The following is a 22,086-nucleotide window of genomic DNA, read 5'->3' as shown; positions in this document are numbered from 1 at the left end:
GGTGATAAGTCGCCTTGGCAGCCAGCCTGATGACCGTGCGAGTCAGTGGCACGAACGGTCAGATCAACTTTATCAGCAGCGGCGCAGCCAGCAGGTTGAGCAACCCGGTCAGGACCATGACCAGCCCGGCCACCGAGCCCTCCTCGCGGCCGACCTCCTGGGCCCGGCTGACGCCCGCGCCATGGGCGCCGACGCCGAACAGCGCGCCCCGCGCCAACGGCGTGCGCAGTGGCAACCAGCGCAGCAGGATGCCGCCGAACATCGCCCCGAGCACGCCGGTGAACATCACGAACACCGCCGTCAGCTCCGGCACACCGCCCAGGTCCTGGGCCACCGGCATGGCGAACGGCGTGGTGATCGAACGCGGCAGCAGCGACAGGCTGACCGCCTCGTCCAGCGCCAGCAAGTGCGCCAGCGCCCAGGAGCTGCCGATCGAGGCCACGCTGCCGGCCAGCATGCCCACCAGCAGTGCCGGCCAGTGCCGCGCCAGCAATGCCCGTTGCTGCCAGATCGGCACCGCAAAAGCCACCGTGACCGGGCCCAGCACGCCCATCAGCCAGTGGGTGTTGCGAGCGTACTCGGCGTAGGCGGTGTGCAGCGGCACCGCCACCGCAAGCAGCAGCGCCGGCACCAGGATCAGCGGCGACAGCAGGTAGCGCCCGCTGCGCCGATACAGCCAGCGGCTGCCCAGGTAGGCGCCCAGGGTCAGCACCAGCCAGAACAGCGGCATGGGTTCAAGGCTCATGGCGCAGCCTCCAGCGGCACACCAGTTCCACGGTCAGCGCGGTGACCACCATCACCAGAAGGGTGCTCAGGGCGATCACCAGCAGGATACGCCAGCCTTCGCTGCGCAGCAGGCTGCCGTAGTCCAGCAGGCTCATCAGCGCCGGGATGAAGAACAGCAGCATCTCGGCCATCAGCCAGCCGGCGCCCAGTTGCAGGGTGGCCGGCTTGAGCACACCGGTAGCGAACAGCACCAGCAGCAACGCCAGGCCCATCACCCCGGCGGGGATCGGCCAGGCCAGCCAGGCGGCCAGTTGCCCACCGATCAGGACCAGGGCCAGCAGCACCGCCAGCTCGGCGAGCAGGCGCAGGGTTTTCTTCAGCAATGCAGGATTCATGGGCGGGGGTTCCTCGACAACGTGCCCATTGTAGAATTCGCGCACCTAGGCCAGAAGCGAATTGTTAGACTGACAGCCATTCCAGAATGGAATTCAGTGATCATGGAATTCAAACAACTGCGCAGTTTCATCGAAGTCGTCCACAAGGGCGGCTTCACCCAGGCGGCGACCACCCTGCACATCAGCCAGTCGGCGGTGAGCAAGCAGGTCGCCCAGCTGGAACAGGATATCGGCCAGCCCCTGCTGGAGCGCCAGGGTTCGCAGTTGCTGCTGACCGCCGCCGGGCGCATCGTCCTTGAGCGGGGCGAGGCGCTGTTGCGCCAGCGCCAGGAGCTGCAGAGCGAACTGGACGACCTCAGCCAGATGGCCCGCGGCGAGCTGCGCCTTGGTCTGCCGTTACTGGGCAGCGACGCGCTGTTCGCCGGATTGTTCGCCGAGTACCGGCGGCGGCATCCGAACATCTCGATCCAGCTGCTCGAAGGCGGCAGCCGCATGGTCGAGCAGGCGGTGAAAAGTGGCGAGCTGGAACTGGGCGGCAGCCTGACGCCGAACGATCCGGCGTTCGACTACCAACCCTTTTGCAACGAGCCGCTGGAGGCCCTGCTGCCCGCCGACCACGCGCTGGCCGGGCAAGCCGACGTCGCCCTGGCGCAACTGGCTGACACGCCGTTCCTGCTGTACCAGCGCAGCTTCGTGTTGAACGATCGGTTGCTCAGTGCCTGCCAGCAGGAGGGCTTCACGCCCAGGGAGGGCGGACGCAGCGGCCAGGCGGACTTTCTCGCCGCGCTGGTGGCGGCCGGTCAAGGCGTGGTGCTGCTGCCGGCGATCGTCGCGCGGGCGCTGGAGCGGCCCGGGGTGGTGCGTTTGCCGTTGCGGGCGCCTGAGTACCTGCGTTGGGACATCGCCTTCATCTGGCGGCGCGGGGCTTATCTGTCGCGGGCGGCGCAGGCGTGGCTGGCGTTGTTGCGTGAACAGAACGACTGACGCGAACGTGTAGGAGCGGCCTTGTGCCGCGAAAGGGCCGCAAAGCGGCCCCAGGTACTGAGCGTCTACACGTAAATGGCTGCCGCCCTTTCGCGGCACAAGGCCGCTCCTACAGGGACCGCCGAGCCTCAGAAGATTAGCCTTTAAGGACAGCCACAAACTCCGCCAACCACGGCTCGGCATCGGTCTCCGGCGTTACCGTCTCGCTGGCATCGAGCCGCAGCATCGGCAGCACCTCGTTCACCCCCAGCTCGGCAAACAGCTCGCGCATCTGCTCGCCGCCGCCGCAGTAGGTGTCGCCATAGCTCGAGTCGCCCAGGCCGATCACCGCCCCGGGCAAACCACGCCAGGCCGCCGGCAACACATCGCGAATGGTGCTGTACAGCGGCATCAGGCTGTCGGGCAGCTCACCCATGCCAGTGGTCGAGGTCACCGCCAGCAGCGCGTCCGGGGCGAAGCCTTCGATGTCCTGCAGGGTGGCGCGGGCGGCGTGCCAGGCTTCAAGGCCGGCGGCCTTGAGCAGCGACTCGGCGTGACGGGCGACTTCTTCGGCGGTGCCGTAGACCGAACCGGAAATAATGGCGACTTTCATCGGGTGAGGATTCCGAAACTGAGTGAAAACGTAGGATACTAGCACTCGACAGTGGCAAAAGGCCGCCTATGCCTAAAGTCACACACTTCAGGATTATCCGACGAATGACCGGAACGAAGCGTATTGCCCACTGTCGACAGCCGTGAAGAAATCGCCCTTACCGATCGCCCCTTCGAGTTCGACCATGCAAGCAGACGCCCTACTCTCCCAGGACGAACTGGATTTCATCCAGGACATGCAGCATTCGCCCCAACTGAACCTGGCCGACCCCATGTCGAGCCTGCTGGTCAATGGCGACCGTCGTCTGAAGGACCTGCTCACCCGCCTGGTGGCCAACGAGCAGGTAACCCTGCAGGCCAGCTTCAACAACCAGCAACTGAGCTTCCCCCTGCAACTGGTCGAGGATGAATTCCACGCCCTGCACCTGCAACTGGGCTCGCCGGACATCTACGAGGACGGCCCCATGCTGCGACCCTGGCGCCTGTCGCTGGAGCAGCCGAGCGCCCTGCTCGACGACCATGGCCAGGCCAGCGATCTGTGGGTGCGTGACATCTCGTTCAAGGGCGTGCTGCTGGAAGTCCGTGGCCGGCGCGAGGCGCCGTCCCACTTCAAGCTGCGCTTCGCCGCCGCGGATATCCCGCCGATCGGCCTGCATGGCGTGCTGCGCCGGCGCATCGGCCCGCGCCTGGCCGCCTATGACCTGTCGCACAGCCCGGCCGAAGAAATCGAACGCCTGCGCGAGTACATCCTGCAGGCCCACCGCCAGGCCCACCCCGAGCTGCACGCCCAGGCTCCCGCCGCCTTCTGACGACCGTCCAGCCGCTGAAACTGACCGGTCATGGGTGATCGCGCATAATCTGCGCCCGATTCTTGCAAGCACGCCTGCGCCGCCCACCACCCCGGGCCGCATGCCAAGGGGCCGGCTACCCGCCAGCCCCGTCGCCAGGAGATACACGATGTCTACCCCACCCGTCACCCTGATGGTGTCGCGCCGCGCCGCCTGTGGCCGCTACCAGGACCTGCTGGCCTGGCTGCATGAAGGCGAGCAGCTGGCCACCGACTTCCCCGGTTACCTGGGCTCGGGCATCCTCGCGCCGCCGGCCGAGGGCGATGAATTCCAGATCATCTTCCGCTTCACCGACGAGCAGACCCTGCACGCCTGGGAGCATTCCGCCTCGCGCCGAGCCTGGCTTGAGCGTGGCGACGGCCTGTTCGAACGCCCCAAAGAGAGGCGCGTGAGCGGCATCGACGACTGGTTCGGCACCAATACGGTGCAGAAACCGCCGCGCTGGAAACAGGCCACGGCCATCTGGCTGGCGTTCTTCCCGGTCTCGCTGCTGTTCAACCTGCTGTTCGGCCACTGGCTGGCAGCGCTGGAACTGCTGCCCCGCGTACTGCTCAGCACCCTGGCCCTGACCCCCTTGATGGTGTACCTGTTCATCCCACTGTCCACCCGCCTGCTGGCCGGCTGGCTGAACGCCGCGCCGCATGCCCCGAGCGACCGCGCCCAGGGGCTGCGCAGCCGCTGAGGCACGGGCTCGCAAGGCCGCGCAGTTCGGGTATGCTGGGGCATCACGCACGGACAGACGAACAGACCGCCCGCACATGAACAGCCCAATCCTCATCACCGGCGCCAGCCAGCGCGTCGGGCTGGCCCTGGCCCTGGAGCTGGCCCAGGCCGGCCATACGGTGGTCAGCGCCAGCCGCAGCCTGCATGCCCAGGCGGCCCACCCGAACATCCGGCAGTTCCAGGCCGACCTGACCCGCAGCGAAGACCGCCAGGCCCTGATCGACCACCTGCACGGCCACTACGACGGCCTGCGTGCGATCATCCACAACGCCTCGCTGTGGCTCGACGATGGCCTGGACAACCTCGACACCATGTTCCGCCTGCACGTCGAGGCGCCCTACCACCTCAACCTGGCCCTCGGCGAGTGGCTGAACAAGGTGGACAAGGCCGATATCATCCACATCTGCGACGAGACCTCCTCGCGCGGCAGCAAGAGCCATATCGGCTACGCCGCGACCAAGGCCGCGCTGCAGAACATGGTGCTGTCGTTCGCCGAAAAGTACGCGCCCAAGGTGCGCGTCAACGGTATCCTGCCGGGCCTCTTGATCCTCAAGGAAGGCGGCGACGAGCAGTACCGCCAGCAGACCCTGAAAAAGGCCCTGCTCGAATTCGAACCCGGCGCCCGCCCGCTGATCGACGCCGTGCTGTTCCTGCTCGAAAGCCAGTACAGCACCGGCAGCCAGGTGGTCATCAACGGTGGCCGCCATCTGAAGAACCGCATGACCTGAAGAGACACCGCCCATGACCCCGCAACAACAGCTCGAACTCGAAGCCGCCGCGTTCCGGCGCCTGGTCGACCATCTGCAGAAGCGCACCGACGTGCAGAACATCGACCTGATGAACCTCTCCGGCTTCTGCCGCAACTGCCTGTCGAAATGGCTCAAGGCCGCCGCCGACGATCGCCAGATCGAGCTGAGCCTGGATGATGCCCGCGAGCAGGTGTACGGCATGCCCTACGCCGAGTGGAAAGCCCAACACCAGAAAGAAGCCAGCGCCGAGCAACAGGCGGCGTTCGAACAAGGAAAACCTCGTGACTGACCTGAACACCCTGCGCAGCAGCCTCGCCAGCGGCGAACACGTTTTCGCCGAGACCCTGGCGTTCATCGCCGCGAACTACAGCTACCAACCCCAGGCCTTCGACAACGGCGACGTGCACAACGCCGCCGGGCAGAACGAAGGTTCGTGCAAGACCCTGGGCCTGGCGCTGCTGGAAGGGCTGAGCGACCAAGAGGCGCTGCTGGCCTTCGGCGAGCACTACCGCAGCGTGGTGGCCACCCCCGAGGGCAGCGACCATGGCAACATCCGTGCGCTGATCAAGCATGGTTTGGCCGGCGTGAAGTTCACCGCCCAGCCGTTGGCGCGCCTGGCCTAATAGCGTGTCATGCCCAAGTCCGCTCCAGTTTCTGTGGGAGCGGCGGTGCGCCGATGCGACTTGCCCCGCGATGAGACCCTCACCTGATAACGCTACCCGGCACCTGGTCCCCCAATCGCCCTTCTCGTAACCACTCAAGTGCAATCGGCCACAAACTTTCACGAAACCTATCGTGAAAGAACGCGAAATGCCCGATCTCCTCCACCGAGATATCCACAGGCGCCACCCGCAGGTGCCGACGCTCGGCCTGGCGCAGGTACCCCAACAACCGCTCGGTGGCCGCCACCGTGCCGAACGGATCATCGGTCAGGCTGACGGCCAGGGTCGCCGCCCGCACCTGTTCGAACGGCACCGCCTCGAGCAGGCGCCCGCTGGGGCGGTGTTCGTAGCGCGGCGTGCGGGTGCTCCAGTCACGCACCACCCCGGCCGGGGTGTCCTCCAGCCAGCCCAGGCGCTTGCCGGGGAAGTAGCCGAACAGCCGGGTCAAAAGCGGCATCAGCACATGCCATTTGCCGAACAGCTGCCAACGCTGCTCCGCCGCATAGTCACGCCAGTAGGCGAACTGCGCCCCCACCAGCACCGCATGGCGCACCTGCCCCGCCGACGGCGCCAGCCCCAGCGCCCAGCCGCCGAAACTGTGGCCGACTACATGCACCGGCTGGCCCGGATGCTCGGCGGCGGCCAGTTGCAGCATCGCCTCGAAGTCCAGCCGCCCCCAGTCGCTCCAGGACGCCTGGAAACCACGCAGCGTGGCCGGGCGCGACTCGCCGATGCCGCGGTAGTCGTAGGTGAGCACGTCGAAACCCTGGGCGAACAGGTAGTCGGCGAAGCGCGAGTAGTAACGGCAGCGCACCGAGGTGGCAGCGTTGATGATCACCAGCGCTCGCCCGGGATCGGGTTCGGCGTGGCGCCAACGGAATCCGCCGAGGCTGTAGCCGTCGGCGGCGACATGACGAAAGGCACAGGCGGGTTGGGTGAGGCTGCTCATGGCGCGCTCCCTGCGGCGTCGCGCCATGCTGGCGGACGGGCTGTTGTCGTGCGCCCACGCTAGCAAAAAAATCGGTGGCTGTACCGGCCCTATCGCGGGGCAAGCCCGCTCCCACGCTACTCAGAACTAGCCAAGGTAGCGTGGGAGCGGCGGTGCGCCGCTGCGACTTGCCCCGCGATAGGTTCAAGCAGTCGGCAAGGCCCCCGCCACACCCGGCTTGCGCAACACCGCCAGGCGCGAGCCGTCGTAGCGGGTCTCGCGGAACAGCTTCCAGCGGCCGAACAGGCCGTACACATGCATCACCCGCCCCTGCTCGTGGTAGCCCATGCGCAGGTGCAGCTTCATGGCCGGCACATTGTGGGTCTCCACCACGTCCACCACCTTGTGGCAGCCTTTCTCACGCATGGCGTTCCACAGCTCGACCTGGGCCGTCACCGATAGCTCGCTGCCGAAGTAGGGCCGGGTCATCTCGCCGCCGAACTCGAAGAATTCGCCCGGTTTCACCGGAAAGGTGCAACCGTAGTAGTGCTTGTCGTGATAGTCGACCACGCTGGCCCAGATGAAGGCCACGGCGTCGCCCTGCTCGTCCAGGTACATGTGCCCGGTGTGCCCTTCGGCGGCCAGTTCACGCATGGTCTCGACGCGGTCGCCGAAATTCGCGGCGAAGGCGTCGGCGTTGGCGGTGGTGATCTGCACCAGGGTGACCGGCGTGTGGGCCTTGAGGCTGTAGGGAGGCACCGGACTGATCAGGTCGCGTTCCATCCACAACAATTCCCAGTGGAAGAACACGTAACGTTCGAACAAGGTCTTGAAGGTGCGCTTGAGGCCCTTCTGGCGAATGCGTTCTTGTAGTTTTTGCAGCGCGCCCATTGCTCCCTCCTCGGCCCCGGCGGAATTGCCAGGCCAATAGCTGGGGTATAGATCAGGCGGAGCGTGCTCATGGCCAAGGGCCATTGGGTGATTTGTTTCAGAATATTAACAAGTCGTCGGCGGGAACCGCGCAGCCGTCATCAACGGCTGCGCGGTCAAGGACTTGCTTACAGCTCGATGCAGTCGAACCGTACGTCGGTGGCCACGTCTTCGTCGTAGTTGACGTCAGCGCGCTCGAAGCCGAACAGGTTGAGGAACTGCTTCTTGTAGCCCGCGTAATCGGTCAGCTCGAACAGGTTTTCGGTGGTGACTTTGGGCCACATCGCACGGCAGGCGTCCTGCACGTCATCACGCAGTTCCCAGTCGTCCAGACGCAGGCGGCCTTCGTCGTCCAGGGCAGCCGGCGCACCATCCGCACGGTACATGCGGTCGCGGAACATGCGGTCCAGCTGGTTCTGGGTACCTTCGTGAATACCCTTCTCCTGCATGATCTTGAAGACCATCGACAGGTACAGCGGCATCACCGGGATCGCCGAGCTGGCCTGGGTGACGACCGACTTCAGCACCGCAACGTTGGCACTGCCACCGACTTTCTTGCCCAGGCGCTGGGCGGTTTCGTCCAGGTCCTGCTTGGCCTTGCCCAGCGCGCCGTCCCAGTAGATCGGCCAGGTGATGTCGGACCCGATGTAGCTGAAGGCCACGGTGCGGGCCTGCGGCGCCAGCACGCCGGCGGCGTTCAGGGCGTCGATCCACAGCTCCCAGTCCTGGCCACCCATCACGGTGACGGTGTCCTGGATTTCCTGCTCGGTGGCCGGCTCGATGCTGGCCTCGATGATGATGTCCTTGTTGGTGTCGATGGCGGTCGACTTGTACGGCTGGCCGATCGGCTTCAGTGCCGAACGCACCAGCTCACCGGTCTGCGGCAGCTTGCGCACCGGCGAGGCCAGGGAGTAGATGACCAGGTCGACCTGGCCGCCCATTTCGTTCTTGATCAGCTCGATCACTTTGGCGCGGGCTTCGTCGGAGAAGGCGTCACCGTTGATCGACTTGCTGTACAGGCCTTCGGCCTTGGCGAACTTGTCGAAGGCGGCGGCGTTGTACCAGCCGGCGGTACCGGCCTTGGTCTCGGTGCCCGGCTTTTCGAAGAACACGCCCAGGGTATCGGCCTTGAAGCCGAACGCCGCGGTGATGCGCGCGGCCAGGCCGTAGCCGCTGGAGGCGCCGATCACCAGGACTTTCTTCGGACCATCCTCGCGCACGCCCAGCTTGCGGGTGGCTTCGATCTGGTCACGGACGTTGAGCTCGCAGCCCTTGGGGTGAGTCGTGGTGCAGATGAAACCGCGAACCTTGGGATGAATGATGGCCAATGTCTGTACCTCGTCAGGTTTAGGCTGGGACAGCGCCCGGATTCGGGGCACTGCCGTTTGATCTAGAGGGTGAGACTACCCTCGTGGGATATCCGACACATATTACGGGGTGATTCAAAATCCTCGAACATTTTGTAGGAGCGGCCTTGTGCCGCGAAAGGGCCGCGAAGCGGCCCCGACAATTTCAGCGATCCTCCGAAATCTGGGGCTGCTGCGCAGCCCTTTCGCGCCTACAGGGACGGTGCTGGCCGCAGGGCTTCGCGCAACCACGCGAGAAACTGCCGCGCCAATGGATCCTCCTGGCTTTCCCAATGCACCAGGCAGCTCCACACCGGCCCGCGTACGCGCTGTGCCGACAAGGGCCGCAAACGTCCCTCGTCGACCATCCGCTGTGCCAGCAACTGACTGACCAGGGCGATCCCCAGCCCCTCGCCCGCCGCCTCCAGCAGCAGCCCCGGGTCGGAGAAATTCAGCCCCTTGCCCTGCTGCCCCACCTCCTCGCCGCCCTCCAGCTGCCAGTGACTCCAGTCCATCTCGCGCTCGCCGTGCAAGGTCGTGCGCCCGGTCTCGGGCAACGTCGGGTGACAGGCCGGATACAGCGTGTCCTGGTGTAGCACGGTGAAGCTGCATTCAGCCTGCGGCCCGATATCGTCGCGAATCGCCAGGTCGATGGTCTCGTTGGCCATGTCCGGCACCTCGAAACTGGTGAACAGCCACAGGTCCACATCCGGGTGACGCTGATGGAAATCCGCCAGGCGCGGTAACAGCCAATGCCGGGCGAAGGCCGGGGTAGTGTTGACCACCAATTGGTTGGGCTTGCGGTATTGGTCAAGGCGACGAATCCCCACCGCCAGCTGCTGCAGCAAGGCTTGGGTGGTGCTGAGCAGGTCATGCCCGGCGTCGGTCAGGCTGACACTGCGCCCGCTGCGGTGAAACAACGGTTGTTCCAGGTAACTCTCCAGGCTGCGGATCTGCTGGCTGATCGCCGACTGGGTGAGGTTCAGGGCCTCGGCGGCCTTGTGGAAGCTGCCCAGGCGGGCGGCGGCTTCGAAGCCGCGCAGGGCGTTGAGCGGGGGCCAGTGTTTGAGCATGCTGATAAGCCTGACTGATCAGAAATACGCTAAATCTATCGTTTGTCGCTGCGGTTTCCCAGCCATAACATGGGCAGCAACACCCGCGACGGCGGGCTTCGTTGATAAAAATCCCTAATAGATCGGAGTTCACTATGACCCTGTCCCGCGACAGCGGCTGGCGCATGCCTGCCGAATGGGCCCGCCACGCCGCCACCTGGATGATCTGGCCACACAACAAGCCGCTGTGGGAGTCGGGCTGGGGCGTGACCCTGGCCGACGTGCAGCGCGACTATGCCCGCGTGGCCGCCGCCATCGCCCGCTTCGAGCCGGTGAAGATGGTGGTCGACCCCTCGGCCATGGCCATGGCCCGCGAACTGTGCGGCCCCGGCATCGAGCTGGTCGAACTGGCCGTCGACGACAGCTGGTGCCGCGACAGCGGTCCGACCTTCCTCATCCACCCGCAGCAGGGCGTGGCCGGCCTGAGCTGGCGCTTCAACGCCTGGGGCGACAAGTCCGAGCATGGCAAGGACCGCAGCCTGGCCCGGCGCATCCTCGACCACCTCGGCCTCGAAGGCCTGAGCACCCCGCTGTGCAACGAAGGCGGCGCCATCCACGTCGACGGCGAAGGCACGCTGATCACCACCGAGTCGGTGCTGCTCAACCCCAACCGCAACCCAGGCCTGAGCAAGGCCGATTTCGAGGACTGCTTCGCCCGCCTGCTGGGCATCCGCAAGACCATCTGGCTGCCGGGCGATCCGCAATACGTCACCGGCGACATGACCGACGGCCATGTCGATGGCGTGTGCGCCTTCGCCCGCCCCGGCGTGCTGCTGGTGGACGCCACCCACGACCAGGGTTCGGTGTACGCCGAAGTGGCCCGCGAGAACCGTCGCGCCCTGGAACTGGCCACCGACGCCCAGGGCCGCTCGTTCGAGCTGCTCGACCTGTACGAGGCCACGGCGGCCGTGGATACCGAGGCCGAGGTGTTCTGCGCCTCGTACACCAACTTCTACCTGGCCAACGGCGCAGTGATCATGCCGGCCTACGGGATCGACGCCGACCAGGCCGCCGCGCAGCAGCTGGCCCTGGCCTTCCCCGGCCGCGAAGTCGTGCCGGTGCGCATCGACCACATCGCCCACGGCGGCGGCGGCATCCACTGCATCACCCAGCAGCAGCCGGCCTGGCAGGGAGCCCGCCCATGAGCACCTTGCGCATCGCCACCACGCAGATGGCCTGCAGCTGGGACCTGGCCGCCAACCTCGAGCGCGCCGAGCAGCTGGTGCGCCAGGCCGCCGCCCAGGGCGCCCAGGTGATCCTGCTGCAAGAGCTGTTCGCCACCCCGTACTTCTGCATCGAGCAGTGCCACAGCCACCAGTCACTGGCCCAGGACTACCACGACAGCCCGCTGCTCAAACGCTTCGCCGCCCTGGCCAAGGAGCTGGGCGTGGTGCTGCCGCTGAGCTGGTACGAGCGCGCCGGCAATGCCTTCTTCAACTCGCTGACCGTGGCCGACGCCGACGGTCGCCTGCTGGGGGTGTACCGCAAGACCCACATCCCCAACGCCATCGGCTACCAGGAAAAGGAATACTTCAGCCCCGGCGATACCGGTTTCAAGGTCTGGGACACCGCCTTCGGCCGCCTGGGCATCGGCATCTGCTGGGACCAGTGGTTCCCCGAGACCGCCCGCTGCCTGGCGCTGATGGGCGCCGAGGTGCTGCTGTTCCCCACCGCCATCGGCTCGGAGCCGGGCGCCGCCGAGCTGGACTCGCGTGACCATTGGCAGATGGCCATGCGCGGCCACGCCGCCGCCAACCTGCTGCCGGTGGTGGCCGCCAACCGCGTCGGCCATGAAGTGGCGCGCAGCGACGACAACCTGTCGATGCGTTTCTACGGTTCATCGTTCATCTGCGACCACAAGGGCGCGATGCTGCAAGAGGCCGACCGCGACAGCAGCGGCGTCTGGCTGCACGACCTGGACCTGGAACGCATGCGCGAGGACCGCCTGACCTGGGGCATCTACCGCGACCGTCGCCCCAGCATGTACGCGCCGTTGCTCAGCCTGGACGGCCGCACCCCACAGACCGCGAGGGCCTGAACCATGCCAAGCCGTCCATCGAAACTGCTCGCCATCGCCGCCCTGCTGGCCTGCGCCGGCGTCGCCCAGGCCGAGCAGGACGCCCTGCGCCTGTACAACTGGGCCGACTATTTTGCCGAGGACACCCTCAAGCGCTTCACCGCCGAGACCGGCATCCCGGTGATCTACGACGTCATGGACGGCAGCGAAGTGCTCGAGGCCAAGCTGATGTCCGGGCGCAGCGGCTATGACCTGGTATTCCCCGGCGACACCGTGGCCGAACGGCTGATGCGTGCCGGCAGCCTGCAAGCCCTTGATCGCAAGCAACTGACCGCGCTCGACGATATCGAGCCCGGCCTGCGCCAGCTGCACGACCGCTACCCCAAGGCCAGCCAGGCCACCGTGCCCTACACCTGGGGCACCATCGGCCTGACCATGGATGCGAAGAAGATCCGCGAGCGCATGCCCGACGCCCCGCTGGACAGCCTCGACCTGCTGTTCAAGCCGGAGCTGGCGGCCAAGTTCGCCGACTGCGGCATCTCGATGATCGACTCGCCCGACGAAGTGCTGGCCGTGGTGCTCCACTACCTGGGCCGTGAGCCGCGCAGCGCCAAGCGCGAGGACCTGGCCGCCGCCAGCGAGCTGCTCAAGGGCATCCGCCCCTATGTGCGCAAGCTGCAGTCGCAACCGGTCACCGAGCTGGTCAATGGCAACACCTGCCTGTCGCTGGGCTACAGCGGCGACGTGATCCAGGCCCAGCGCACCGCGGAGGCCGCCGGCAAGGCCATCGACTTCCAGTACCGCGTGCCCCGCGAAGGCACCACGGTGTGGATGGACACCATGGCCATCCCCGCCGACGCCAAGCACCCGGAATACGCCTATCGTTTCATCAACTTCGTCATGAGCCCGGAGAACATGGCCGCGATCAGCAATTTCACCGGCTACCCCACCGCCAGCGCCAAGGCCCGCCCCCTGGTGGATGCGCGCCTGCGTGACAACCCGGACATCTTCCTCGGCGATGCCACCTACACCCGGCTGATCCCGGGCAAGGACATCCCCCAGGCCGACATGCGTGCGCGCATGCGCGTCTGGACCCGCTTCAAGACTGCACAGGACTGACCCCATGCCTACTCGCCGTACCTTCCTCCAGCACATGAGCGTCGTCGCCGGCCTCGGCGCCGCCGCCAGCTTTGGCCTGCCGTTTGGCGGCAACAGCGCCCGCGCCGCCGAACCGGGCCGCTGGTTCATGCCCGACGAAGGCGAAAAGCACGCACGCGCCTACATCGCCTTTGGCGCCCAGGACGCCATCTGGGAAGACTTCACCGAAGACGTCCAGGCCGCGCTCGGGCGCATCGCCCGGGCCATCGCCGCGTTCCAGCCGGTGACGGTGTTCTGCCGCGCCAGCGAGCGCGACATCGCCGAGGAGGAATGCGGCAGCCACAACATCACCTATGTCGAGAGCGAGCTGGACGATATCTGGATGCGCGACATCGGCGCCAACTTCGTGGTCGACGACGGCGTGCTGGGCGCGGTGGACTTCAACTTCAACGGCTGGGGCGGCAAGCAGCAGCACCGCTACGACGCCAAGCTCGCGGCCCGCGTCGCCAGGCTGGCCGGCGCCCAGTACCAGCAGAGCGAACTGGTGGGCGAAGGCGGCGGTATCGAAGTGGACGGCCACGGCACCGGGATCATGACCGAGAGCAGCTGGATCAACAGCAACCGCAACCCGGGCTGGAGCAAGGCCCAGGTCGAGGCCGAACTGAAGGAACGCCTGGGGCTGCGCAAGATCATCTGGCTGCCGGGCATCAAGGGCAAGGACATCACCGACGCCCATGTGGACTTCTATGCGCGCTTCGCGGCGCCCGGCGTGGTGGTGGCGAACCTGGACAACGATCCGGATTCCTACGACCACGAGGTGACTCTCGAGCACCTGGAAATCCTGCGCAACGCCACCGATGCCGACGAGCGCAAGCTGGAGATCCACACGATTTCGCCGCCACTGAAGCCACGGCGCAGCAAGTTCAACGATGACAACCCGGACTTCGCGGCAGGGTACATCAACTACTTCGTCATCAACGGCGCGGTGATTGCGCCGCAGTTTGGTGATCGCAGTGCCGACGAGAAGGCCCGGGCGTTGCTGGTGAAGCTGTATCCGGGGCGCAAGGTGGTGCAGCTGGATATCGATGCGATTGCCGCGGGAGGGGGCGGGATTCACTGCGTTACCAACCAGTGCCCGGCGGTGTAGAGACGATCATCGCGTGGCAAGTCGGGGCTCATCGGACCGCCTTCGCCCCGTCACCATCGGCCAGCCAAGCCTGGCCCTGCCCGATTGAAGGCTCCACCGCGCACCAATCATTCATTTGAATTTCAGAACAATGGCAAAGAAAAACAAACTTCTCAAATAAGCCCCGGGCGGGGATGCTGTGAGGAGCACGCCCGCATCCCGGAGAACAACAATGAACGAAGTCGTCATCGTCGCCGCCACCCGCACTGCCATCGGCAGTTTCCAGGGGGCCCTGGCCAACGTGTCCGCCGTGGAGCTGGGCGCCGCCGTGATCCGCCAGCTGCTGGCCCAGACCCAGCTGGACCCGGCCCAGGTCGACGAAGTGATCCTCGGTCAGGTGCTCACCGCCGGGGCCGGCCAGAACCCCGCACGCCAGGCCGCGGTCAAGGCCGGCCTGCCGTTCGAGGTCCCGGCGCTGACCCTGAACAAGGTCTGCGGCTCGGGCCTCAAGGCCCTGCACCTGGCTGCCCAGGCCATCCGCTGTGGCGACGCCGAGGTGGTGATCGCCGGCGGCCAGGAGAGCATGAGCCTGGCGCCCTACGTGATGCCTTCGGCGCGCACCGGCCAGCGCATGGGCCACGGCCAGCTGATCGACAGCATGATCAGCGATGGCCTGTGGGACGCCTTCAACGACTACCACATGGGTATCACCGCCGAGAACCTGGTGGACAAGTACGCCCTCACCCGTGAACAACAGGATGCCTTCGCCGCCGAGTCGCAGCGCAAGGCCGTGGCCGCCATCGAGGCCGGGCGCTTCAAGGACGAGATCACCCCGATCCACATCCCGCAGAAAAAAGGCGAGCCGTTGGTGTTCGACACCGACGAGCAGCCCCGCCCCGGCACCACTGCCGAATCCCTGGGCAAGCTGCGCGCCGCGTTCAAGAAAGACGGCAGCGTCACCGCCGGCAACGCCTCCAGCCTCAACGACGGTGCCGCCGCGGTGCTGCTGATGAGCGCCAGCAAGGCCAAGGCCCTGGGCCTGCCGGTACTGGCGAAGATCGCCGCCTACGCCAGCGCCGGCGTGGACCCGGCGATCATGGGCATCGGCCCGGTGTCGGCGACCCAGCGCTGCCTGGACAAGGCCGGCTGGCAATTGGCCGACCTGGATCTGATCGAGGCCAACGAAGCCTTTGCCGCCCAAGCATTGGCGGTGGGCAAACAGCTGGAATGGGATGCGGCGAAGGTCAACGTCAACGGCGGCGCCATCGCCCTGGGCCACCCGATCGGCGCCTCGGGCTGTCGAGTGCTGGTGACCCTGCTGCACGAGATGATCAAGCGCGATGCGAAGAAGGGCTTGGCGACCCTCTGCATCGGCGGCGGTCAGGGCGTAGCCCTGGCAATCGAGCGTTGATTCTCGCCGCCTGAACCTCAGCCGTCGCCAGGCACTGGCTTGAACCGGTGCCCGCGGCGGCGCGCCTCAGTCCTCCAGCAACGTACAGGCCATCACCAGCGCGTCTTCGCGCCCACCCGCCACCGGATAGTAGTCTCGACGCCGGCCGATCTCGTTGAACCCATAGCGCTCGTACAGGCGATAGGCCGACTGGTTGCTGGCGCGCACTTCGAGGAAGCACTCGCGGCCATTGAGCTGGTAGGCCCGCGCCATCAGGTGCTCGAGCAGGCGCAAGCCCAGCCCGCAGCCCTGGTTCTCCGGCTTGACGGTAATGTTGAGCAGGTGCGCCTCGTCGATGATCACGTTGATCACGCCATGGCCGACCTGCTGCTGGCCAACGAACATCAGCCACACTTCATAGGACTTCAGCGCATCCAGGAAGATGCCGCGGGTCCAGGGGTGGCTGAAGGCGGCATATTCGATCTTAAGCAGGGCATCCAGATCCGCCTCGGTTGCCGGGCGGAAACTGATCGAGTCACTCATTCAACGCTCTTCCAGCGCGCCATCAGCTGGCGCATGGCTTTCCAGACGTCCGCCTTGCGTTGCGGCTCGTCCATCAACAGTTCAAGGCCGGGCAAGGCCCAGGCGTTGCCGAGCAGGTCGACCTCGAGTTCTTGGTAGTAGGCTTGGGCATCGGCCTGGCCGGCGAAGCGGATGGCCGGCAGGCCGAGCAGCCACAGGCAGGTGCACGGCGCCTCTTCCAGGCGCGCGGCGATGAAACCCTGGACGAAGTCGCGGGCGGCGTCCGGGCCTTGGTCCATGTTGCCGCGCATCAGCAGCGGCCAGCGCACCGGCTCGCCGATGATCTGCGGGGCATCCGGCAAGCCGGCGGCGCGCAGCATGTCCTTGAGCAGCAGGTAGGACGGGTCGCGGCTCTGGAACGGCTGGCCGGTGGCCAGCTCGACCAGCAGCAGGCAACTGCCAGCGCGCAGCAACTGCAGGGCGAAGCGTGGTGGCGGCACCGGCGCCGGGCGTGGCGCAGGGGCCTCCTGCTCGGCCTCGACCGGCTTGGCGGCCGGTTTTGGCGCGCTGCCCGGGCGCGGGATTTCGATCTTCGGCCGCTCGGCACGCGCCTGGGGGGCCACCGGGGTGGCGCTCGGCGCAGGTGCGGGGGCGGCCGGACGCACCTCGAAGTCGACGTCCTCGACCGGCGCCACCGGCAACAGCAGCTCCGGCCGCGACGGGGCGGCGAACGGCAGTTCGGCGCGCGGCAGCCAGTGCACCACTTGCATGGCGGACAGGTAGGCGCGGCGGCGGGACTCGATCAGCAAGGCGCGGGTATCCGGGGATAGACGAAACAGTCGGGCATTCTAACGCCGTTGGCAGCATCGTGGCGCAACAGGTCGACGGAATTTTACTGCCTGCACTGGCCCTTTCGCGGGTAAACCCGCTCCCACAGAGGGCGTGCAGGCCCTGTGGGAGCGGGTTTACCCGCGAAAGGGCCAGTGCAGGCCACCCTGTAACTCGGGTTATCCCCCATTACAGACCAAGGGGTGAAAACCTCCCCCCCGGATGCAGTACAATCGCCCCTTTTATTTGGCAACGAGTCGACCCGCCAATGATCGAACCCAAGCGCGTCCTGCGCGCCCTAGCCGAACACTGGGCCTTGATCGAGCCGCTGTGCGAGCGCTTCGACCAGGGCACCCTGAGCCTGGTCGAGCTGCGCCAGCAGCTGGCCCGCCAGCAGGTGGAAAGCACCCCGCAGGACATCACCCAGCTGCTCGACGTGTGGATTCGCCTGGACATCCTGGTCCCGGTGGCCAAGAGCCCGAACCGTTTCGAGCTCAACGCGCAGATCCACGACTTCCTCGCCTACCTGCGCCGCGAACACCGGCTGGGCCTGTGCCTGGAGATCGAGGCCTACCTGCGCCACCTGGAACGCCTGGCCGGGCATATCCAGGACGCCTTCGACAACCGCGACAGCGACGATCTGGCGCGTCAGCTGCGCTTGCTCGACATGCGCGTGCGCGATGTACTGAAGAAGCTCGACAACGACGAACAGGCGCTGGTGGCCGTGGCCGAACGGGCCAAGACCAGCAACCGGCAGATCCCCCTGCGCCAGCGCTACGCCGAAGTACTGGCGACCTGGGACGAGTACGTCGAGCCGATGATCCAGCTGGTCAACGCCGACGGCGCCTTCGAGCAGGGCGTGCGCAAGGTCGAGACCGTGCTGCTGCGCCTTTTGGGCGAGCAGGCGCGCCTGGGCCACCTGGTCGACGACGACATGCTGCTGCGCACCCACGCGCGCATCCTCGAAATGCAGACCAGCGCCCAGCTGACCCTGCGTCACGCCCGCGAACTGCTGCTGCCGCTGCGCGAAGAAGCGCGCCGGCACAACGCCGTGACCCGTGGCGCCGCCCTGGCCTTGTCGGTGATCCGCAAGAAGGGCATCGACGCCGTGCCGCAGGCGGCCATGCCGCTGTTCACCCGCCCGCAGAGCACCTTCCTTGGCAGCGCCAGCCAAGTCGAGGCCTACGTCTACGCCCTGGCTCGCTTCGAGCCCAAGCCTGCGCGCTTCCCCAAGGCACACAAGACGCAAAAGGGCCCGCTGCCCCGCGCCCCGCGCACGGTCAAGGAAATGCTCGAGCGCTGCGAGGACGCCCTGCCGCTGCCGGACCTGATGGTCTGGCTGCTGGAACAGGAGCCCGAGGGCGCCACCGACGAGCTGCTGTACTGGTTCTCGCGCCTGTCGCGGGAAAAGCGCTTCAGCCGCGAGCGCCTCGATCGCCAGCAGTACCTTACCCGCGAACACCTGGTCAGCCTGCGCTCCTTCGCCCTGACCTCCAGCCGCGACAACAAGCCGGCGACCCCGACCGAATCCACCGCGAGCCCCGTCCATGCATCTTGATCTTTCCGAACTGTCCCAGCTCGCGCCGATCTTCCGCGAGCTGTTCAAGGGCTTCCACATCAGCCGCCGCGACCCGGAGCTGTACGCCCAGCTGTCGAACTTCCAGGACCAGTACCGCACCCTGTTCAAGGCCCTGGGCTTCGAGCTGGTCTGCGACACCCGCGGCTTCTACTACTTCGTCCCCGAGCAGGCCGCCGCGCAGGTCAACAAGACCGCCCAGCGCCTGTCGCTGTTCACCTTCATCCTGGTCGAGCACCTGGCCGACCAGGGCCGCGACCCGATGGCCGTGCTCGACGGCGGCAGCATCGGCCGCGACGAACTGCCATCGCTGCTGGACAAGTACCGCGACCTGTTCCTGCAGGCCGAAGTGCAGACCGTCGACGAGCTCGAAGAAAAGATCATGCGCCGCATGACCCAGCTGGGCTTCGCCTTCGAAGAGGGCGGCATCTACCGCTTCATGCCGCCGATGCACCGTTTCCTCGACGTGTGCCTGTCGGTCCAGCAGGACCGCGACCTGGCCGCCACCCTGCACAGCGACCTGCCGCTGCCGGTGCCCGTGCTGGTGGTGGAAGAAACCCCCGAGGAACTCAACCGCACCGACGACCCGCTCGACCTCACCCCGTTCGACGGCGAGGAAAGCGAAGAGGACGCCCTGGCCCGGGCGATCCGCGAAGAGCAACAGGAGATTGACGCATGAGCCAGGAACGCTACGGCATCCGCCGCTTCGCACTGCTCAACACCGCCGGCTACAGCCTCGGCCTGTTCCCCCTGGAACACCCGCTGTCGGTCTACGGCGCCAACAACCTGGGTAAATCGGCGTCGATCAACGCCCTGCAGTTCCCGATCCTGGCGCGCATGTCCGACATGAGCTTCGGCAAGTACAGCCTGGAGCAGTCGCGCCGCTTCTACTTCGCCAGCGACACCAGCTACATCCTCACCGAACTGAACCTGCCCCACGGTCCGCACGTGATCGGCGTGGTCGGTCGCGGCCCGGGCGGCGGCTTCGGCCACCAGTTCTTCGCCTACCAGGGCGAGCTGGACCTGGCCCACTACCAGAAAGACGACACCTGCCTGCGCCAGAAGGAGCTGTTCACCAACCTCGAGCGTCATGGCCTGAAAGCCTACGAGCTCAAGCCGGACGAGCTGCGTCGGTTGCTGGTCGGTGGCCACACCTCGGTGCCGCTGGACCTGACCCTGATCCCGCTGCGCTCGACCAGCGAGCAGAGCCTGAAGACCTTCCGCGCGCTGTTCATCAACCTGCTGCACATGCGCGAGATCACCGCCGCCAAGCTCAAGCAGCTGTTCCTCGACGCCTTCGAGCACAGCCTGCGCTCGGGCAGCGTCGACTACATCGCCGCCTGCGAAGAGGCCTTCCGCGACGTACGCCGCATGGAGGGCGACTACAACGCCCTGGTGGCCGCAGGTCCCCTGGTCGAAGCCCTGGCCGGCGGCGTGGCCCAGCGCGACATCCTGCGTGGCAAGCTGCACCGTATTTCGCCCCTTCTCGACAACCTGCTGGGCACCTGGCAGGAATACGCCATGGCGCGCAAGGAAGAGCTGACCATCCAGGCCGAGCACTACCGTGGCGAGCAGGACCGCCTGCAGAACGACCAGCGCGGCGGCACCCAGGAGCTGATGCGCCTGGAGCGCGAGATCACCGGTATCCAGCGTTGGCTGGGTGAGCTGTCGGTGCTCAAGCACCGCTTCGCCCTGGTCACCGACGTCAAGGTACTGGAGCAGCAGCTGCTGGCCGCCAAGGACGCCCACGACGAACTGGCCGGCGCCCTGGCCCAGTCGCGGCAGTTCTCCGCCGAGGACCTCGACGAGCGCGTGCGCGACCTGGAAAAACGCGTGAAGGCGGTCAAGCAGCAGCTCGACCACGCCGACAACAACAGCTATGCCCGCCTGCGCGAAGAGTTCTCGCAGCAGGACGTCGACCGCCTGATGCGCCTGTTCAACGGCGCGCTGTTCAGCCTGCCGCTGGGCGACCGCGGCATCGAGCTGGACGACAGCGACGTCTGGGTGAAGACCCTCGAAGGCGTGCTCGACCGCTTCAAGGGCGAACGCTTCGAAGTGCCGGGCCTGTCCATCGACATCTCGCACATCGACCCGCCCGCGCTGCAGGCCCTGGCCGACCGCGCCGCCCTGCGCGACCAGAAGGAGCGTCTGGAAAAAGAACTCAAGCAGCTCAAGACCCAGCAGGCCGTGGCCCTCGACCGCGCCGCCAGCAAGGCGCAGACCGAGGCCCTGTACCAGCAGGTGCTGGATGCGCAGAAGGCCCTGGAAGACTTCCGCCGCACCGAGACCCTGGCTGCCGAAGAGCCGGAGAAGATGGAGCAACTGGGCCAGTTGGAAGCCGCCCAGGACGAGCTCAAGCGCTCCAGCGACGCCTTCACCGAACGCGTCCAGCAGCTGTCGGCCAAGCTGCAGCTGGTGGGCCGGCAGATCGCCGACCTCGAAGCCAAGCAGCGCACCCTGGAGGACGCCCTGCGTCGTCGCCAGTTGCTGCCGGCCGACCTGCCGTTCGGCACGCCGTTCATGGAGGCTATCGACGACTCCATGGACAACCTGCTGCCGCTGCTCAACGACTACCAGGACAGCTGGCAGGCGCTGCAACGGGTGGACAACCAGATCGAGGCGCTGTACGCCCAGGTGCGCCTCAAGGGCGTGGCCAAGTTCGACAGCGAAGACGACATGGAGCGCCGCCTGCAGCTGTTGATCAACGCCTACTCGCACCGCACCGAGGAAGCGCTGACCCTGGCCAAGGCCCGCCGCGCCGCAGTCACCGACATCGCCCGGACCCTGCGCAACATCCGCAGCGACTACGACAGCCTCGAGCACCAGCTGGCGCTGTTCAACCGCGAGATCAACAAGCGCCAGGTGTCCAACCTGGAGAGCTTCCGCGTGGTGCTGGCACCGAACAAGGAAGCGCTCCGGCACATCGACCAGATCATCCACAGCGCCGGCCAGTACGAGGAAGGCGAGACGCTGTCGGTGTTCGACCTGACCCAGAGCGCCGAGCAGGATCACAAGAACGAAGAGGCCAAGGAGTACCTGGCACGACTGGTGGCGGCCAACCATAACCAGCTGGGCCTGAAGGACCTGTTCGAGCTGGCCTTCGAGATCACCAAGATCAACAGCCAGCCGGTGATCCACGCCGACATCGACGGCGCCGCGTCCAACGGCACCACCATGACCATCAAGGCGCTGACCAACATGTACCTGTTGCTGCACCTGATGGACCGCGACCTGGCCGGGCGCATTCGCCTGCCGTACTACCTCGACGAGGCGGCGGACATCGACGAACGCAACCAGGCAGCGTTGCTGGAGACCAGCCAGCAGCTGGGCTTCGTGCCGATCCTGGCGAGCGTGAAGCCGCAGGTATCGGCGCGGGTGGCGATCGACCTGGAAGGCGGCAGCGGGCCGAACGGCATCTACATCGACGAGGCGGACTGGAAGTACATCAGCCGTCGCGACGAAGTGAAGGCCATTGTGCGCGAGGATGAAACCGAAGAACTGGCCTAATTCAGCCGGTAAAGCATCGCGGGGCAAG

At 66.5% G+C, this 22,086-nt stretch carries 23 protein-coding genes; 14 read left to right on the top strand and 9 right to left on the bottom strand.

Features of this window, described 5'->3' with window-relative positions; genetic code table 11:
* Positions 1-58: 58 nt before the first annotated feature.
* Positions 59-745: an LrgB family protein gene (locus VUG52_RS04370; protein ID WP_262974181.1), complete on the bottom strand. Its 687-nt coding sequence runs from the start codon at positions 743-745 to the stop codon at positions 59-61.
* Positions 735-1,121 (bottom strand): CidA/LrgA family protein, encoded by a 387-nt coding sequence (locus VUG52_RS04365; protein WP_331832475.1) that lies wholly within the window; start codon positions 1,119-1,121, stop codon positions 735-737. Before VUG52_RS04365 ends, VUG52_RS04370 begins: the two co-directional genes overlap by 11 nt.
* A 102-nt stretch (positions 1,122-1,223) precedes the next feature.
* On the opposite strand from VUG52_RS04365, the gene VUG52_RS04360 reads away from it, so the two are divergent.
* The gene (locus tag VUG52_RS04360; RefSeq protein WP_050706867.1) at positions 1,224-2,105 is read left to right on the top strand and encodes a LysR family transcriptional regulator; all 882 of its coding nucleotides are present in this window, start codon (positions 1,224-1,226) and stop codon (positions 2,103-2,105) included.
* 136 nt (positions 2,106-2,241) lie between these two features.
* Here the strand turns inward: VUG52_RS04360 and VUG52_RS04355 are convergent, their stop codons facing one another.
* Positions 2,242-2,697 (bottom strand): flavodoxin, encoded by a 456-nt coding sequence (locus VUG52_RS04355; protein WP_050706868.1) that lies wholly within the window; start codon positions 2,695-2,697, stop codon positions 2,242-2,244.
* A 184-nt stretch (positions 2,698-2,881) separates the two neighbouring features.
* On the opposite strand from VUG52_RS04355, the gene VUG52_RS04350 reads away from it, so the two are divergent.
* The 5 genes from VUG52_RS04350 (at position 2,882) to VUG52_RS04330 (ending at position 5,639) form a co-directional block, all read left to right on the top strand.
* Positions 2,882-3,505 carry a hypothetical protein gene (locus tag VUG52_RS04350; RefSeq protein WP_050706869.1) on the top strand — a complete coding sequence of 208 codons (624 nt, stop codon included), beginning with the start codon at positions 2,882-2,884 and terminating at the stop codon, positions 3,503-3,505.
* Positions 3,506-3,653: 148 nt separating this feature from the next.
* Positions 3,654-4,226 carry an antibiotic biosynthesis monooxygenase gene (locus VUG52_RS04345; protein WP_050706870.1) on the top strand — a complete coding sequence of 191 codons (573 nt, stop codon included), beginning with the start codon at positions 3,654-3,656 and terminating at the stop codon, positions 4,224-4,226.
* 76 nt (positions 4,227-4,302) lie between these two features.
* Positions 4,303-4,995 carry a dihydromonapterin reductase gene (folM, locus tag VUG52_RS04340; RefSeq protein WP_050706871.1) on the top strand — a complete coding sequence of 231 codons (693 nt, stop codon included), beginning with the start codon at positions 4,303-4,305 and terminating at the stop codon, positions 4,993-4,995.
* 13 nt (positions 4,996-5,008) lie between these two features.
* The gene (locus tag VUG52_RS04335) at positions 5,009-5,305 is read left to right on the top strand and encodes a DUF1244 domain-containing protein (protein ID WP_050706872.1); all 297 of its coding nucleotides are present in this window, start codon (positions 5,009-5,011) and stop codon (positions 5,303-5,305) included.
* Entirely contained in the window at positions 5,298-5,639 is a 342-nt protein-coding gene (locus VUG52_RS04330) for a HopJ type III effector protein (protein ID WP_050706873.1), read from the top strand. The genes VUG52_RS04335 and VUG52_RS04330 overlap by 8 nt, the downstream gene beginning before the upstream one ends.
* A gap of 79 nt (positions 5,640-5,718) precedes the next feature.
* On the opposite strand, the gene VUG52_RS04325 is transcribed toward VUG52_RS04330, so the two are convergent.
* From VUG52_RS04325 to VUG52_RS04310, 4 genes are all read right to left on the bottom strand, one after another.
* Positions 5,719-6,627: an alpha/beta hydrolase family protein gene (locus VUG52_RS04325; RefSeq protein WP_050706874.1), complete on the bottom strand. Its 909-nt coding sequence runs from the start codon at positions 6,625-6,627 to the stop codon at positions 5,719-5,721.
* Between the two features lie 183 nt (positions 6,628-6,810).
* On the bottom strand, positions 6,811-7,497 hold the full coding sequence (locus tag VUG52_RS04320; protein ID WP_050706875.1) for a GNAT family N-acetyltransferase: 687 nt from the start codon (positions 7,495-7,497) through the stop codon (positions 6,811-6,813).
* A 167-nt stretch (positions 7,498-7,664) separates the two neighbouring features.
* Complete coding sequence (fabV, locus tag VUG52_RS04315) at positions 7,665-8,864, bottom strand: enoyl-ACP reductase FabV (protein WP_050706876.1); 1,200 nt, start codon at positions 8,862-8,864, stop codon at positions 7,665-7,667.
* A gap of 230 nt (positions 8,865-9,094) precedes the next feature.
* Positions 9,095-9,955, bottom strand: a complete 861-nt coding sequence (locus VUG52_RS04310; protein ID WP_050706877.1) for a LysR substrate-binding domain-containing protein — start codon at positions 9,953-9,955, stop codon at positions 9,095-9,097.
* Between the two features lie 134 nt (positions 9,956-10,089).
* Between VUG52_RS04310 and VUG52_RS04305 the strand changes: the two genes are divergently transcribed.
* The 5 genes from VUG52_RS04305 (at position 10,090) to VUG52_RS04285 (ending at position 15,646) form a co-directional block, all read left to right on the top strand.
* Positions 10,090-11,139 (top strand): agmatine deiminase family protein, encoded by a 1,050-nt coding sequence (locus VUG52_RS04305; RefSeq protein ID WP_050706878.1) that lies wholly within the window; start codon positions 10,090-10,092, stop codon positions 11,137-11,139.
* The gene (gene aguB / locus VUG52_RS04300) at positions 11,136-12,032 is read left to right on the top strand and encodes an N-carbamoylputrescine amidase (RefSeq protein WP_050706879.1); all 897 of its coding nucleotides are present in this window, start codon (positions 11,136-11,138) and stop codon (positions 12,030-12,032) included. The genes VUG52_RS04305 and aguB overlap by 4 nt, the downstream gene beginning before the upstream one ends.
* A gap of 3 nt (positions 12,033-12,035) precedes the next feature.
* Positions 12,036-13,130: an extracellular solute-binding protein gene (locus VUG52_RS04295; RefSeq protein ID WP_050706880.1), complete on the top strand. Its 1,095-nt coding sequence runs from the start codon at positions 12,036-12,038 to the stop codon at positions 13,128-13,130.
* Positions 13,131-13,134: 4 nt separating this feature from the next.
* Positions 13,135-14,256, top strand: a complete 1,122-nt coding sequence (locus VUG52_RS04290) for an agmatine deiminase family protein (protein WP_050706881.1) — start codon at positions 13,135-13,137, stop codon at positions 14,254-14,256.
* A gap of 211 nt (positions 14,257-14,467) precedes the next feature.
* Positions 14,468-15,646: an acetyl-CoA C-acetyltransferase gene (locus VUG52_RS04285; RefSeq protein WP_050706882.1), complete on the top strand. Its 1,179-nt coding sequence runs from the start codon at positions 14,468-14,470 to the stop codon at positions 15,644-15,646.
* Positions 15,647-15,712: 66 nt separating this feature from the next.
* On the opposite strand, the gene rimI is transcribed toward VUG52_RS04285, so the two are convergent.
* Together rimI and VUG52_RS04275 are read right to left on the bottom strand one after the other, a co-directional pair.
* Positions 15,713-16,168 carry a ribosomal protein S18-alanine N-acetyltransferase gene (gene rimI, locus VUG52_RS04280; RefSeq protein ID WP_050706883.1) on the bottom strand — a complete coding sequence of 152 codons (456 nt, stop codon included), beginning with the start codon at positions 16,166-16,168 and terminating at the stop codon, positions 15,713-15,715.
* Positions 16,165-16,956 (bottom strand): hypothetical protein, encoded by a 792-nt coding sequence (locus tag VUG52_RS04275; protein WP_050706884.1) that lies wholly within the window; start codon positions 16,954-16,956, stop codon positions 16,165-16,167. Before VUG52_RS04275 ends, rimI begins: the two co-directional genes overlap by 4 nt.
* Before the next feature lie 287 nt (positions 16,957-17,243).
* On the opposite strand from VUG52_RS04275, the gene mksB reads away from it, so the two are divergent.
* From mksB to mksF, 3 genes are read left to right on the top strand one after another with little or no spacing between them, the layout of a single operon-like run.
* On the top strand, positions 17,244-18,533 hold the full coding sequence (gene mksB, locus VUG52_RS04270) for an Mks condensin complex protein MksB (protein ID WP_050706885.1): 1,290 nt from the start codon (positions 17,244-17,246) through the stop codon (positions 18,531-18,533).
* Entirely contained in the window at positions 18,523-19,230 is a 708-nt protein-coding gene (gene mksE / locus VUG52_RS04265; protein ID WP_011532174.1) for an Mks condensin complex protein MksE, read from the top strand. Before mksB ends, mksE begins: the two co-directional genes overlap by 11 nt.
* The gene (mksF, locus tag VUG52_RS04260) at positions 19,227-22,058 is read left to right on the top strand and encodes an Mks condensin complex protein MksF (RefSeq protein ID WP_050706886.1); all 2,832 of its coding nucleotides are present in this window, start codon (positions 19,227-19,229) and stop codon (positions 22,056-22,058) included. The genes mksE and mksF overlap by 4 nt, the downstream gene beginning before the upstream one ends.
* Positions 22,059-22,086: the final 28 nt, after the last annotated feature.

This window comes from Pseudomonas sp. LH21 (assembly GCF_036549575.1).
GTDB classification, from domain to species: domain Bacteria; phylum Pseudomonadota; class Gammaproteobacteria; order Pseudomonadales; family Pseudomonadaceae; genus Aquipseudomonas; species Aquipseudomonas peradeniyensis.
The sequence above is the reverse complement of the archived record's forward strand: the minus strand, read 5'-3'. Positions and strand labels throughout refer to the sequence as shown.

Coding starts and splice junctions, on each gene's coding strand:
- VUG52_RS04370 (WP_262974181.1), bottom strand. CDS start 745: ATGAGCCTTGAACCCATGCCGCTGTTCTGGCTGGTGCTGACCCTGGGC.
- VUG52_RS04365 (WP_331832475.1), bottom strand. CDS start 1,121: ATGAATCCTGCATTGCTGAAGAAAACCCTGCGCCTGCTCGCCGAGCTG.
- VUG52_RS04360 (WP_050706867.1), top strand. CDS start 1,224: ATGGAATTCAAACAACTGCGCAGTTTCATCGAAGTCGTCCACAAGGGC.
- VUG52_RS04355 (WP_050706868.1), bottom strand. CDS start 2,697: ATGAAAGTCGCCATTATTTCCGGTTCGGTCTACGGCACCGCCGAAGAA.
- VUG52_RS04350 (WP_050706869.1), top strand. CDS start 2,882: ATGCAAGCAGACGCCCTACTCTCCCAGGACGAACTGGATTTCATCCAG.
- VUG52_RS04345 (WP_050706870.1), top strand. CDS start 3,654: ATGTCTACCCCACCCGTCACCCTGATGGTGTCGCGCCGCGCCGCCTGT.
- folM (WP_050706871.1), top strand. CDS start 4,303: ATGAACAGCCCAATCCTCATCACCGGCGCCAGCCAGCGCGTCGGGCTG.
- VUG52_RS04335 (WP_050706872.1), top strand. CDS start 5,009: ATGACCCCGCAACAACAGCTCGAACTCGAAGCCGCCGCGTTCCGGCGC.
- VUG52_RS04325 (WP_050706874.1), bottom strand. CDS start 6,627: ATGAGCAGCCTCACCCAACCCGCCTGTGCCTTTCGTCATGTCGCCGCC.
- VUG52_RS04320 (WP_050706875.1), bottom strand. CDS start 7,497: ATGGGCGCGCTGCAAAAACTACAAGAACGCATTCGCCAGAAGGGCCTC.
- VUG52_RS04310 (WP_050706877.1), bottom strand. CDS start 9,955: ATGCTCAAACACTGGCCCCCGCTCAACGCCCTGCGCGGCTTCGAAGCC.
- VUG52_RS04305 (WP_050706878.1), top strand. CDS start 10,090: ATGACCCTGTCCCGCGACAGCGGCTGGCGCATGCCTGCCGAATGGGCC.
- aguB (WP_050706879.1), top strand. CDS start 11,136: ATGAGCACCTTGCGCATCGCCACCACGCAGATGGCCTGCAGCTGGGAC.
- VUG52_RS04295 (WP_050706880.1), top strand. CDS start 12,036: ATGCCAAGCCGTCCATCGAAACTGCTCGCCATCGCCGCCCTGCTGGCC.
- VUG52_RS04290 (WP_050706881.1), top strand. CDS start 13,135: ATGCCTACTCGCCGTACCTTCCTCCAGCACATGAGCGTCGTCGCCGGC.
- VUG52_RS04285 (WP_050706882.1), top strand. CDS start 14,468: ATGAACGAAGTCGTCATCGTCGCCGCCACCCGCACTGCCATCGGCAGT.
- rimI (WP_050706883.1), bottom strand. CDS start 16,168: ATGAGTGACTCGATCAGTTTCCGCCCGGCAACCGAGGCGGATCTGGAT.
- mksB (WP_050706885.1), top strand. CDS start 17,244: ATGATCGAACCCAAGCGCGTCCTGCGCGCCCTAGCCGAACACTGGGCC.
- mksE (WP_011532174.1), top strand. CDS start 18,523: ATGCATCTTGATCTTTCCGAACTGTCCCAGCTCGCGCCGATCTTCCGC.
- mksF (WP_050706886.1), top strand. CDS start 19,227: ATGAGCCAGGAACGCTACGGCATCCGCCGCTTCGCACTGCTCAACACC.